This is a genomic window from Coprococcus sp. BIOML-A2 (assembly GCF_009875795.1).
Lineage (GTDB): Bacteria > Bacillota > Clostridia > Lachnospirales > Lachnospiraceae > Coprococcus > Coprococcus aceti.
Window position 1 is genome coordinate 428,301 of record NZ_WWSI01000003.1, and the last position, 13,007, is coordinate 441,307.

General features: G+C 47.3%; 12 protein-coding genes and 1 riboswitch. All 12 genes read right to left on the bottom strand.

The annotated features are described in order from the left end of the window. Positions 1 to 77 precede the first annotated feature (77 nt). Entirely contained in the window at positions 78 to 2,546 is a 2,469-nt protein-coding gene (locus tag GT575_RS08790) for an ATP-dependent DNA helicase (RefSeq protein ID WP_015533904.1), read from the bottom strand. Continuing rightward, entirely contained in the window at positions 2,546 to 3,091 is a 546-nt protein-coding gene (locus tag GT575_RS08795) for a DJ-1 family glyoxalase III (RefSeq protein WP_015533905.1), read from the bottom strand. The genes GT575_RS08790 and GT575_RS08795 overlap by 1 nt, the downstream gene beginning before the upstream one ends. Then, positions 3,091 to 3,621 (bottom strand): CYTH domain-containing protein, encoded by a 531-nt coding sequence (locus tag GT575_RS08800; RefSeq protein ID WP_161171884.1) that lies wholly within the window; start codon positions 3,619 to 3,621, stop codon positions 3,091 to 3,093. The genes GT575_RS08795 and GT575_RS08800 overlap by 1 nt, the downstream gene beginning before the upstream one ends. A 37-nt stretch (positions 3,622 to 3,658) precedes the next feature. Then, a complete protein-coding gene (locus GT575_RS08805) occupies positions 3,659 to 4,480 on the bottom strand; it encodes a DUF1189 domain-containing protein (protein WP_015533907.1) in 822 nt (273 codons plus the stop codon). 45 nt (positions 4,481 to 4,525) lie between these two features. After that, complete coding sequence (locus GT575_RS08810) at positions 4,526 to 5,344, bottom strand: HAD family hydrolase (protein WP_161171885.1); 819 nt, start codon at positions 5,342 to 5,344, stop codon at positions 4,526 to 4,528. A 144-nt stretch (positions 5,345 to 5,488) separates the two neighbouring features. Further along, positions 5,489 to 5,950 carry a 6,7-dimethyl-8-ribityllumazine synthase gene (ribH, locus tag GT575_RS08815; RefSeq protein ID WP_015533909.1) on the bottom strand — a complete coding sequence of 154 codons (462 nt, stop codon included), beginning with the start codon at positions 5,948 to 5,950 and terminating at the stop codon, positions 5,489 to 5,491. A gap of 56 nt (positions 5,951 to 6,006) precedes the next feature. Continuing rightward, positions 6,007 to 7,212 (bottom strand): bifunctional 3,4-dihydroxy-2-butanone-4-phosphate synthase/GTP cyclohydrolase II, encoded by a 1,206-nt coding sequence (locus tag GT575_RS08820; protein ID WP_022215912.1) that lies wholly within the window; start codon positions 7,210 to 7,212, stop codon positions 6,007 to 6,009. A gap of 25 nt (positions 7,213 to 7,237) precedes the next feature. Next, on the bottom strand, positions 7,238 to 7,921 hold the full coding sequence (locus GT575_RS08825) for a riboflavin synthase (protein ID WP_015533911.1): 684 nt from the start codon (positions 7,919 to 7,921) through the stop codon (positions 7,238 to 7,240). A 24-nt stretch (positions 7,922 to 7,945) separates the two neighbouring features. Then, positions 7,946 to 9,094, bottom strand: coding sequence for a bifunctional diaminohydroxyphosphoribosylaminopyrimidine deaminase/5-amino-6-(5-phosphoribosylamino)uracil reductase RibD (ribD, locus tag GT575_RS08830; RefSeq protein ID WP_015533912.1), 1,149 nt, complete (start codon positions 9,092 to 9,094; stop codon positions 7,946 to 7,948). A 186-nt stretch (positions 9,095 to 9,280) separates the two neighbouring features. Continuing rightward, a riboswitch (FMN riboswitch) is annotated at positions 9,281 to 9,408 on the bottom strand. Between the two features lie 94 nt (positions 9,409 to 9,502). Beyond that, entirely contained in the window at positions 9,503 to 11,152 is a 1,650-nt protein-coding gene (locus GT575_RS08835) for a vWA domain-containing protein (RefSeq protein ID WP_055146937.1), read from the bottom strand. A gap of 12 nt (positions 11,153 to 11,164) precedes the next feature. Beyond that, a complete protein-coding gene (locus GT575_RS08840) occupies positions 11,165 to 11,743 on the bottom strand; it encodes a hypothetical protein (RefSeq protein ID WP_117875027.1) in 579 nt (192 codons plus the stop codon). A 27-nt stretch (positions 11,744 to 11,770) separates the two neighbouring features. After that, positions 11,771 to 12,943: a hypothetical protein gene (locus tag GT575_RS08845; protein ID WP_161171886.1), complete on the bottom strand. Its 1,173-nt coding sequence runs from the start codon at positions 12,941 to 12,943 to the stop codon at positions 11,771 to 11,773. Between the last annotated feature and the right edge of the window lie 64 nt (positions 12,944 to 13,007).

A 13,007-nucleotide genomic window follows, 5' to 3' on the forward strand; every position in this document is an offset into this window, starting at 1 on the left:
ATATATACAACCGGGCTTTACCGCCGCTCCGGCTTCATCAGGTGTCCATTATAGCACTGTATTATGCTTTTGTATATTTAAATCTCTTTACTTTTATAATCCCAGAACTGTTCAAGGATCCCGTCCACATTTTGCATGTTGCATATCACGCTGTCATTCCATTCCACAGGAAACAGCTCCGTGTAACGCCTGGTGGCAAATCTCTCGTCTATCAGAAGTATTATCCCCTGATCCGTCTCCGTCCTTATGACTCTTCCGGCAGCCTGAAATACCTTGTTTATTCCCGGGTACTGGTACGCATATCTGAATCCATTCCTGTCGGATGCAGCCTCTTTTTCGTCCGCCGCGGTTCTGCTGTCGAAGTAATCCATCATCAGCTTTCTCTCCGTGCACACCTGGGGAAGACCGGGTCCGACTATTATCGCTCCTATCAGCCTGTCACCAGTCAGATCGATTCCCTCGGAGAATATTCCGCCCATGATACACAGTGCCAGCACATTGTCCTTCTCCTCAAATGCCCTCAGAAAGCTCTCTCTGTCGCTCTCCGTCATGTATTGTTCCTGGGCTATAACTTCCACCCCAAGAGACTCTGGAAGCTCTTCAGTGAGCACATGCACCTTCTCCAGCATGGCATACGATGGAAAGAACACCATATAGTTGCCCGGTCTCGCACTTATCACGCGCTCTATATAGCTGTAAATGTTCCTGTACATCGCCTCATTACGGTTCGTGTATCTGGTCGTGACATCATTTGCTATCATTATCTTCCTGTTCTCCGCAGAAAATGGAGACGGGATGTATATTGCCCTGTCCTCCGGGCAGTCCGACAGCATCTCCATATAATATCTGACAGGAAGTATCGTAGCCGAGAAAAACACCGTGGCAAGCCCTTTGTCCAAGCAGTTTCTTATGTTAACTGCAGGCTTGACGCAGTACAGTCTCACCACAAATCTTCCGTCATCCCTTATCTCGTCATACACGACATAATTCTCATCCATCATCTCCGCAATGTTCAGAAATGAAGTGAGATTAAAATAAAAGTTCAGGACTTCCTTTCTCTCCGGGATCTGCCTGTGCTCCTCCAGAAAGAGCTGTATTGCTTCATGGAGGCTGAGCAATTTCAGGTGAAGAGGTGCTATGCTCGAGAGCACCCTGTATCCCTCCTCAGGAACCTCCTTCTTCATCGTAAGCAGCTCTCTGTTGCAGCTTCCTATATGTCTTGCCATACGGCCGCCATACTGGGCTGTGAGCTTCTTGAGCTCCAGAAAGTCCTCCTTCACAATCTCCGCACTGTACATGGACGAAGCCCTGTCCACAAGGTTGTGCGCCTCATCCACAAGGAATACATAATCTCCCGGCTTACCGCCCTCCGCCGCAAAGAACCTCTTGAGGCTCGCCCTCGGATCAAAGACATAGTTATAGTCACATATCACCATGTCAGCAAACAGACTCACATCAAGGCTCAACTCAAACGGACACACCCTGTGAGCCTGTGCGTACCGTATTACCACATCTCTGTCAACCACCGTCTCATGTAATACCACGTCGTACAGCGCATCATTTACCCTGTCAAAATGCCCCTCGGCATACGGACATACCGCAGGATTGCAATCCACCTGTTCCTGACAGCATATCTTCTCTTTTGCCGTGAGTATTACAGTCTTAAGCCTGAGACCTCTGTCCTCCAGCAGCTCCACCGCATTTCTCGACACAGTGTGGGCTATGGTCTTGGCTGTCAGATAGAATATTTTCGACACATGTCCCTGAACCATGGATTTTATGGACGGGTACACCGCCGCCATGGTCTTTCCGATTCCAGTTGGTGCCTGGACATACAGATGTTTTTCCTGCTCAATAGCCCTGTACACATACAGAGCCATCTCCTTCTGGCCCTTCCTGTACTCAAATGGGAACTCCATGTCCGAGATGGACTGATTTCTCATGAGCTGATGCTTTTCCACCAGATCAATCCATTTGCAAAGCTCCGCCATCATTGAGCTGAACCATTTCTCCAGATAGCCAAATGAATATCTCCGCCTGAAGAACTTCTCCTTCTCGCTGTCAAGGTTTACATAACTTATCCTTACATCTATCCAGCTATAATTATTCTCTTTTGAATATATATACGCATAGCACATCGCCTGGGCCACGTGGACGCGCTGCGGGCTCTCCATGTCATCGAGGTTCCTGTATATGCCCTTTATCTCATCTATAAGCACATCGCTGTCATGGAAGTCCACAGCATACCCCTCTGCCATGTCAAAGCCGTCGTCAATATCCCCGGACTCTTCCTGTTCGCCACCGCATCTGTCTATGATTCCATCAGCCCGGCCCTCCACAGTTATCAGATGTCCGCCAAGCTCCTCTGTATACCGGAGCGGCACCTCTGAATTATAATGAGACCCTGCCCTTTTCTGAAGCTTCCTGTGAATCCTGCTACCCGCATTCATCGCTTCTCTGGACAGAGTCCCACTACTGCTATCACTTATATCGCCACTGCGGAAGATGAATTCCACCAGGCTCCTAACTGATATTTTTATATTCATTATCTCTTATATACTATCTTCTCTGCGAGATCGTCCGCAGTCTGTCTGTCTATGAGTATCTCAACCAGCTTAAGTGCAAATTCTATGGCTGTTCCCACTCCTCTGCTGGTGATCACATTTCCGTCCACCACTACCGGCTCCGTGCTGTGGCGCTTCGCCATGAGCTGATCCTCACATCCCGGATAACATGTTGCATTCTTGTCCGCAAGCACGCCAAATGCGCCAAGTGCTGTAGGTCCCGCACAGATAGCAGCCACATAACCGCCTCTGTCATTCTGTGCCTTGACCATGGCCTGAACCTTTGAATTTGTCTTGAGGTTCGGAACCCCCGGAATACCTCCAGGAAGAACTACAAGATCGCACTGGTCATCGATCTCTGATAACTTCTCATCCATCGTGACCTCCATGCCGCGCGCTCCTGTCACTGTATCCTGATCGTCAGCCGACACCATCAGGCACTCAACTCCGGCTCTCCTCAAGAGATCCACCACCGTGAGAGCCTCTACCTCTTCATAACCTGTTGCAAATAAAACTCTTGCCTTCATCACTTTTCCTCCTTATTCGCACTCTTTACAAAACTGTCTATATCACGTCTGTCCATGCCGCTCAGGGTGCTGTTCTGATAGATACCGTCCTCAGTCACATCCCTGCCAAACCACGTTGGCGGCACAAATGTATTTGCAAATTTCTCCTCCGGGAATTCAACCTCAGCATAGGTGAGTCCGCCAAATATCCCGTCGAACACGTCCAGCTCGATCTTCAGTTCCCTGTCCACTTCACTGTCACCACAGGTTCCGTCTGTATCGGAAAGCGGTATTATATACCGGTCCTTCTCTATTATATTGCCGTCTGCCTTACATCTGAGATTCCTGTATTCATCCTCGTCCAGATCCATCTCGAATTCCTGCCTGCTGAGCAGTCCCTTGGATTTGACCGTGAGCACACGTCTGTCGTCCGTTCTCCTGATCCTTATGACCGGCTTCACGGACACATACATCTGTTCCATGTGCTTCACCTGATATTTTGTCAGATCGACAGGTATCTCATGTACAAGGTATTTTCTCTCTATCTCCATATATGCCTCCACCTATTCAAACCAAATGACCGCCTTATCAGAACACATCTCCCGGCGGTATATCTCCACTCACATAGCTTCCTATAGCTTTGTTCATAAATACCATGGACACGACAAGTGCGATGATCCATACAACAAACGAGGATAACAGATATCCAAGAGCAGTGTTGACCGACATTATGAACACCGCCAGAGTCTGTGCATAGACACATATCGTAAATACCTTGCCGTAGGACAGTCCCGTGTTGAGAATTCTTGCAAGTCTATTGCCCGCTATACTGAATATCAGCGCAAGGAGAAGCTGTCTGCCCGCCGATGCCACCATCACCGCAATGAACATGATCACCATGTACATATAAAATACCGGTGTCAGTACCGCCAGCTTGCTATTGTTGAAGCCATCCGGCAGGAACATGTATTTGAGCGGTGTCTCCATGTAATCATAGCCCTTGCCATCTGAGACCATTCCCATGACTATATTCTCACTTCCTATGGCGATGTACACTCCATCCGTTTCCATGGAGTCAAGGTTCACTGACGCATTCTCCGTGTTGATGTACAGAGTAGCATTTCCTATCTCAAGCTGCATATCATGTTCCATGTCGAGCTTATTGTCATGATATGTGAATGCCGGGATCTTATTTGTTATGAGATTCCTCAGACCTCCGACCTTGCCAACCCAGAATATGGCGTCTATTCCAAACTCTATAAATGCCAGTAAAAAGGATATGATCACCACAAACCACACAAGGCGTCCCGTCTTCAGCTTAACCAGTTGTTTGTAATTCTTCGGACTGCTGACCGCTATCGACAACTGATCGAGCAGCGTCACCTTCTTGTTCTCTTCCTGTTCTTCCATATAAATCTCCAACTCTAATAATTATTGACCGGCAAAATGAACCAGCTATTCCATCGGCTCTATGATCCCAAGCTTCACCATAGCCTTATATATTCCATCATTCTCCGCATCGTCTGTGACCATCATAACCTGTCTTTTGAGCCCCTCCGGCCCCTTCTCCATAATTATGCTGTTCGGACAATATAATAACATAGGTGCGTCATTGTTGCCATCACCAAATGCATATGCATTTTCAAGCGGAATATCAAAATAATCCAGAAGATACTGTATACCTGTCGCCTTACTGAATCCCTTGGGAACTATCTCGCAGAAATTTGAACCTCTGTCGATATAGTCAAAATGCTGTGATACATACTCGCGGAACTCAGGAACATTTTTATTGTCATCCGCGAACCAGCAGCAGAACTTGTCGAATTCAAAGTCATCCGAGTCCACATCCTCCCCAACAAATATTCCATTTGCCCGGAAGTATCTGACCATCTCTGCAAGGAGTTCATTTCCCATGTTCTGACCGTCCACGTACACCTTGTCTCTGTGCTCATACATTCCAAACATGTCATATCTGCGGCATGCATAAGCTATATCCCTGCACACATCCCTGCTGACATCATTGTGGAACAGCTCTTTGCCGTCATAGTAAATGGATGTTCCGCAGCCACACACAAAGCCATCAAAACCCGCAGCCTTGATCTCATCAGTGACATTACAGTAAACCCTGCCAGTGTTGATGAACACCAGATGTCCGTTGGCTCTCGCCTGCGCCAGCGCATGCCTTGCGCTGTCCGGGAAGTATCTCCTTCCGTCCTCGGTTATAAGCGTTCCGTCTATATCAAAGAACAATATCTTCCTGTCTGTGCTTTTCATATATTATATCCATCCTGTCATATATTTACAGGCACATGTATTATAACTACACGTGCCTGTATCTTCTGTACGCATTATATTTTCACTTGATAACCTGCGCATGCATCAGCATGCTTCATTATATCGCATTTTCTGCAGTCTGCATTACAACTGCTTCATGAGGTCGATCATCTCAAGAGCTCCCATAGCGCAGTCATAACCCTTGTTGCCGGCCTTTGTTCCTGCACGCTCGATGGCCTGCTCGATATTCTCTGTTGTAACAACTCCGAACATTACAGGTACACCTGTCTCAAGTGATACTGAGGCAACGCCCTTTGAAACCTCGTTGCACACATAATCATAGTGGCTTGTCGCACCACGGATAACAGCACCAAGACAGATAACAGCGTCATACTTGCCGCTTGCAGCCATCTTCTTTGCGATTACAGGGATCTCAAATGCACCCGGAACCCATGCAACTGTGATGTCGTCTGCATTCACATCATGACGGAGAAGCGCATCCTCTGCACCACTGACCAGCTTTGAAACTATGAACTCATTGAATCTCGCTGCTACTATACCTATCTTTGCTCCATTTGCTACTAACTTTCCTTCTACCTTATTCATCTGATTTATCCTCCTTATTCTATATCGGAGCTTACCCAGCCCCTCCTTATGAAATATTAGACTTCGTGTAACATATGACCCATTTTCTCTTTTTTTGTCTTGAGATAAAATGCGTCAAACTTGGTTGGCTCTATCTCTATAGGAACTCTCTCCACGATCTCAAGATTGTAGCCTGCAAGGCCGTATACCTTGAGTGGATTGTTGGTGAGGAGTCTGATCTGTCTGATTCCGAGATCCACAAGTATCTGTGTTCCTATGGTGTAATCCCTTGCATCATCAGGGAAACCAAGCTTGAGGTTTGCCTCAACGGTGTCAAGCCCCTGATCCTGAAGCGCATATGCCTTGATCTTGTTGATAAGGCCGATTCCTCTGCCCTCCTGTCTCATGTACAGGAGCACGCCTCTGCCTTCCTTGGCAATGGCCTTCATGGCCGCATCGAGCTGCTGTCCGCAGTCACACTTCTGTGAGCCGAAGCAATCGCCTGTGAGGCACTCGCTGTGCACACGGCAGAGAACAGGCTTGCCGTCAGCTATATCACCCATTGTGAGTGCCACGTGATGTTCACCGTTCAGCTTGTTGATATATCCACAGATCGTAAACTCACCATACTTTGTTGGAAGCTTTGCCTTGGCTACGCACTCAACGAATACTTCATGCTCTTTTCTGTACTGCACAAGCTTCTCTATGGTCGATATCTTAAGGCCATGAACCTTTGCAAATTCCACAAGGTCATCCTTTCTCGCCATGGTTCCGTCATCCTTCATGATCTCACAGCACAGTCCGCAAGGCTTAAGTCCTGCAACCTTCATAAGATCAACTGTAGCCTCTGTGTGGCCGTTTCTCTCTATGACTCCGCCTGCAACTGCCTGAAGTGGGAACATATGTCCCGGCCTTCTGAAGTCATCCGGCTTTGCATTCTCATCCACAAATTTTCTGGCTGTGTAGCCTCTCTCCTCGGCTGAGATTCCGGTGGTTGTATCCACATGATCCACTGATACTGAAAATGCTGTGCAGTGGTTATCTGTATTGGTTATACACATCTGTGGGAGATTCAGCTTATCCGCATATGACGCATCCATAGGCATGCATATGAGACCTCTCGCCCACTTTGCCATGAAGTTGACATTCTCCGTTGTAGCAAATTCTGCTGCACAGATTACATCTCCCTCATTCTCTCTGTCCTCGTTGTCGAGCATGACAACCGGCTTTCCCGCCGCAAGATCTGCAGCGATCTCCTCTATCGAGTTGAATTCAAAACTCATCACTCTACCTCCTTAAAATATCTGTCTACATAAATCCATTTTCTGCCAGAAACTTCATATCAAGTCCTGATCTATCTGAAGCATTTCCATTTGAAAGCTTTTCATCTGTATCGTCACCTTTGTATGGCATAAGCAGTTTCTCAACATACTTTCCAACCACGTCATTTTCAAGGTTGACCACCTTGCCCGGCTTGCCATCCAGCAGCGTCGTCTCTCCCGCCGTGTGCGGAATGATCGACACCTTAAAGCATGTATCATCGACATACGCAACCGTAAGGCTTATACCGTCTATGGCTATTGAGCCCTTCTCAATGATGTATCTGAGTATCTTCGGAGAACAATCTATTGTCACCCACACTGCATTGTCCTCCCTTTTGAGCTCTCTGATCGTTCCGGTTCCATCTATATGTCCTGACACTATATGTCCGCCAAATCTTCCTCCGGCCGCCATGGCACGCTCAAGGTTCACCCTGCTGCCACCGGTAAGCTGTCCAAGTCCGCTTCGTCTCAAAGTCTCAGGCATTACATCCGCAGTAAAGATATTCCCCGATATGCCGGTTGCAGTAAGACACACACCGTTTACCGCTATACTGTCTCCAACCTGGCTTCCATGGAGAACCTTGTCTGCCTGCACCGTGATGCTGCAGGAGCTTACACCTTTATCTATCTTTCTTATAGTTCCTATCTCTTCTACTATTCCTGTGAACATGTATGACCTCTTTTCTATAAGTTCTTAAACCTTTTTGTATCTGAGCATCACATCTTCATCAAATCTTCTGACCTCGTCAAGTCCAAACATATGTGCATCCGCAGGCACATCAACACCCGTTCCGGATACCGGACTGTACTTGCCCTCGCCGCCAAATATCTTCGGGGCAATGAATACACATGCCTCATCCACAAGACCTTCAGACACCATGCTGTAGTTGAGCTCGCCGCCGCCCTCAAGCAGTATTCCGTCTATGCCTTTCCCGCCGAGGATCGTCATGAGCTGCCTTAGATCCACCTGTCCATCCACATCTTCGGTCTCTATGATGCTTACACCTTTATCCTTGAGTCTCTCACACTTTGCTGAGTCTGAAGCTCCCGCTGCCGTCGTGGCAACTATGGTCTCTATCTCCCCGGCTGTCTGTACGATCTGTGAATCCTCCGGAATCCTGAGCTTGCTGTCACAAACTATCCTGATCGGATTTCTGACATTATCAGTATCCCTGTCCGTGCTTTTCTCTATTCTGCATGTCAGCATCGGATCATCCGCAAGCACTGTTCCTATGCCCGCCATAATACCCTTATGTCTGTTTCTGAGTTCCATGACATACGCCCTTGATGCCTCACCGGTTATCCACTTGCTGGCCCCTGTGTGGGTAGCGATCCTGCCGTCCATGGTCATGGCATATTTCATGGTCACATACGGCTGTTTATTTACTATATACTTAAAGAAAATGCCGTTTATGGCATCGCACTCGGCTTTGAGGCAGTGTGTGTACACCTCTATCCCGGCATCACGCAGTCTCTTAAAACCTTTTCCTGCCACCATAGCATTCGGATCATCGGAACCACAGTAGACCTTTCTGATCTTGTGCTCTATGATCGCGTCCACACATGGAGGCTGCTTGCCAAAATGGCAGCACGGCTCAAGCGTCACATACATGACTGCGCCCTCGGCATCCGCCTGATCCTTAAGACTGGCAAATGCTGCGCGCTCAGCGTGGAGCTCTCCATATCTCACATGATATCCCTCTCCTATGATCCTGCCATCCTTCACTATGACAGCACCTACAAGCGGATTTGGATTCACTGCTCCAGTGCCGCGCCTTGCAAGCTCTATGGCACGTCTCATATATGACGGATCAAATTCATCATCTATATCATATTTTTCCATATGACCACCATCCTACTTAATACCTTTACAGACAGACTATCGGATATTGCTCATTCAAGCCTCCGAAGTATCTGTTCAAAACACAAGAGAAAACCCCGAAGATAACTTCGGGGTTTTCTCTTGTTCAGGTATCCATCACCGAAATCCATCACAACGGACTTCCATCAGATACCCTGTTCTGAATATATAATACTTCTCTCATCCAGACTATACTGTCGGTCCCGGAATCACACCGGATCATGCCTCATGGCTCACGGACTTAAGGTTTCCCTAACACCGTCGGTGGAGAATTGCACTCACCCCCGAAGATCTATCATCATATGCAGTTGTCTCTTAAAAACGACTATATTGTATTCCATATGCCAACGGAATGCAACTGTTTTTTATGATGTATTTTACCGATAATTTTTAAAGCTGTGAATTGAACAGGCTCTTTATCTTGTAGATAATATCATCACTGTCCGCATTTATAGATGCCGCCTCATTTATTCCTGAGAGCTTTGTAAGCTCATCCGTGTCAGCATCTCCGCCGTAACCTATTGTGTATACAGGTATGTTCGACTGTCTGAGCGCACTTGTTATCTCATCCATGGAATATCCCACATTGGCATATCCATCGCTGAGAAGGAACAGCATACACTTTGCATCCGGGTGCTCTGCCTTTGCATCGGTTATCATCTTCATCGCAACCACAACGGCATCATACGAAGCCGTTCCGCCTGAAGCCATCAGATTGTTGACCGATCCCTGGAAATATGATCTCTGGTTCAGGTCAAACTGGGCGATCGGGACCTCCACTGTAACTGAGCTTGAGTAGCTGACAAGCCCAACATAATTGTTGTCATTGATATACTGCGCACCGTTTGTCAGACTGTTCTTGAGCTGGTTCATAGGATCTCCGTCCATGGAACCGCTGCAGTCCGCAACAAACACCGCGATGATGTCCTTGCCGTTATCCTTTGTCTTCTTGTATGTCTTGAGTCCCTGTGTGACCTGTGCACCGGAGAATTCTTCCGTCGCAGTATAATCATCGTTGGCATTGAAGCCCTTCTTTGTCGCGATCGTCTGCATATCATCACTCTTGCAGTAATCCACAACGAGCTGTATGGCCTCAAGCTCTGATGCAGACTTTCCCGACTTGTTACATATGTATACAGGATTGTCATGTCTCACGCCAAATGCAATGAAATCATACATTGACACGAGATTGCTGTCATTGATATATGCCTGATACTCTGACAGCATAGCATCGAGTGTTCCGTTTGATGCACTATCTCTCATCTGCTGTGTTGTATATGCAACGTATGGTATGTTTGAGTTAAACTTTGTAAAGTTATCTTCTCCGTCCTGAAGCAGCGTGAGCAGGAGGTTAAGTCCTGTGGCACTTGTCTGTGGGTTCGTGTATCCCATGGTGATCTTGTTGTCCTGAACGGCCTTTATGGCATCGGCAGCAGTAGTGTAACCGCTGTCCTTCTTCACAAGGATTCCCGCTGTATTTCCAACCAGTCTGTCCGCGTAAAGCTCAAGGCTGCCGCTGTTCGACATCGCATACTCTCCGAACAGGGTGTTGCTCGGGGTGTACAGATCCGGGAGATATTTGCCGGAAATGATATAGTCAGCGGCTGTACCGGATGGCACTGATCTCACGCTCATCGATACCGACTTGCCGTCCGCTGTCTTCACACCAGAACCGTTGAAGGAATTTGCAACATCTATAAGCCATGAGTCGTTGTCCTTTCCCGCCTTCTCACCTGATGTAAATATCTCTATATCTATGTCTCCATTACCCTCAACTGCCAGTGGATATTTGTCTATCTCAGGCAGCTCCGCATACAGATCCGGAGTGTCCAGAGTGACCGTACCCTTTACAGGGGTCGCTTCGCTTACATCGAGATCTGCATATAACTCATCAAGAGTCATATCCGATCTTGATGATCCTCCATTTCCACCGCCTGCTATGTTGATAACCTTCCTGCCGACTATTCCGATAATGACCGCGATCATCGCAATTATCACCAGCACTCCGACTACCACTAATCCTTTTGTCCTCTTATCCATTTCTTCCTCCTTTTACATTCCCTGACTGTGGACATCCTGCCTCATGCCATTCATGCACTCTATGACATCATCCACATATTTCATATCCAGCGAGCTCAGGTTGGTGTCAATATCAACCATCTTCTCCACCAGAATATTGAACTTTCTCACCAGCTCGTCGCCCTGTCTGCACAGATTGTCGAGGTATACCGGCTGGGGTCTAGTGTAATAATCGTATGTCTGTATAAAGCCTATGGCACTGTCCATGTTGCTCTGTGCCTGCTGCTTTATATCCTCGTACAGATTGCGGATACCACTGCCCTCCTCCACATTCTCCTGGAAGTATTCCTCCCTGGACATTATGCTCTCATACTGTCTGTTGAGTCTCTCTATCTGTGCATCAAACAAATGTCCCCTGGCACTGTCCTTGAGCTTCTCCGTCGAGCGTCTTCCCTTGAGTATATGTACATTTGCTGTTATGGTGAATGTCAGCCACACTACACTGATCGCAACACCTATAGCTATTCCCACCATACTGTCAGCCAGCACAAACATTACTATTGCCAGTATGAACATTATCAAGCCTATGATATTGACCGCTATCAATCCCATCGTTTTTCCTCCTAAAGTCAATATATATCACACCGCATCTGCATGTTCATTGTCTCTCTGCAATACGCTGAGCCTTCGCTTTGCAGCATCGGTGACCGTAAGTCCCGAAAAGTCAGCAAATTCCTTCTTCTCATTTCTTATGAGCATGACCGCAAACTCCCTGTCCGTCTCCTCCGCGCAGGACAGCAGTTCATGGTAATCCACCGGCCTATCCTCATATATTCGAAGCGCAACAGCCTCCGGCACAACAATAAACGTCATGGACGTGTGCGTCTTATCCGCTATGTATATCTCCGCCTTGTCCGCAAATTTTGCAAATTCCTCCGCCTGAGTCTGAAAGCCTCCACTCTGAAGCTCCGCCAATATCCTGTCTCTGTCCTCCATGAGACTGTCGAGATACAGATAGCCCTTCAGCAACAGGAGTCCCATAAGTCCATCTGACATATTGAAGTCAAGTATACAGCCATGTCCCTCGTCACTGTCCGTCAGTACATGACACACGCACTCCGCTATATCCTCATCGCTGAGTCCGCTGTATTTATACGCCTGCTCAATCCCATCATTTGTTATGATCACGGTCTCTACATTTCCCCTTACAGACTTTTTCTTCCTGATGCTCTCAACAGGACGTGCAGCTATCTTGAACGCCTTCAGCTCATTTACAGCATCATCTATACTCTTCTTCCCTGATATAGAGGTCTCAAACCGTCCCTGATCCGTAGCTGCCGCCTGCACATTCCTGTATATCCTTTGTACAGAGATCTTATTTCTCCTCATTATCGCACTTAAAATGTCAATATCTGACTTCTGACCGGCCAGATATCTCTGAAGCTCCGCTCTGAGCTTTCTCCTGAAATCAAGCTCGTACTCAGTGTTGGTTATATCCGTTCCTGAATACCACCGTTTCTCCAGATATTTGTAATTATCCGGATCCCTCAGTCTGTCCAGCGCACTGTTCTTCAGACTGTTCACACCTTCCTCATCGGTCTCCAGCTCACAGGCAAGTTCCGGCACACTGCATCTGTCATGTCTGTAGCCATAGAGCTTATCTATCACTATCTTCTCCCTGTAATTCAGTTTGTCTATGAGTTCATCGAACATCCGCCTGCACATACCATCCTGTGAATAGGACAGCGTATCCGCCTGCACCCCAAATACAGAACTGTACAGTGCTTCATACGGACTGATAACATCCAGCATATATTTATTATTTTCTTTTCTTAGAACATACGCCCTGTGCAATATCCCACACCTCATTCTATAT

Bases quoted from the DNA above. Each gene is read 5' to 3' on its own strand.
- GT575_RS08845 (WP_161171886.1), bottom strand. From the start codon at position 12,943: ATGCTGGATGTTATCAGTCCGTATGAAGCACTGTACAGTTCTGTATTT.
- ribD (WP_015533912.1), bottom strand. From the start codon at position 9,094: ATGGAAAAATATGATATAGATGATGAATTTGATCCGTCATATATGAGA.
- GT575_RS08800 (WP_161171884.1), bottom strand. From the start codon at position 3,621: ATGGAGATAGAGAGAAAATACCTTGTACATGAGATACCTGTCGATCTG.
- GT575_RS08790 (WP_015533904.1), bottom strand. From the start codon at position 2,546: ATGAATATAAAAATATCAGTTAGGAGCCTGGTGGAATTCATCTTCCGC.
- GT575_RS08840 (WP_117875027.1), bottom strand. From the start codon at position 11,743: ATGGGATTGATAGCGGTCAATATCATAGGCTTGATAATGTTCATACTG.
- GT575_RS08835 (WP_055146937.1), bottom strand. From the start codon at position 11,152: ATGGATAAGAGGACAAAAGGATTAGTGGTAGTCGGAGTGCTGGTGATA.
- GT575_RS08795 (WP_015533905.1), bottom strand. From the start codon at position 3,091: ATGAAGGCAAGAGTTTTATTTGCAACAGGTTATGAAGAGGTAGAGGCT.
- ribH (WP_015533909.1), bottom strand. From the start codon at position 5,950: ATGAATAAGGTAGAAGGAAAGTTAGTAGCAAATGGAGCAAAGATAGGT.
- GT575_RS08825 (WP_015533911.1), bottom strand. From the start codon at position 7,921: ATGTTCACAGGAATAGTAGAAGAGATAGGAACTATAAGAAAGATAGAT.
- GT575_RS08810 (WP_161171885.1), bottom strand. From the start codon at position 5,344: ATGAAAAGCACAGACAGGAAGATATTGTTCTTTGATATAGACGGAACG.
- GT575_RS08820 (WP_022215912.1), bottom strand. From the start codon at position 7,212: ATGAGTTTTGAATTCAACTCGATAGAGGAGATCGCTGCAGATCTTGCG.
- GT575_RS08805 (WP_015533907.1), bottom strand. From the start codon at position 4,480: ATGGAAGAACAGGAAGAGAACAAGAAGGTGACGCTGCTCGATCAGTTG.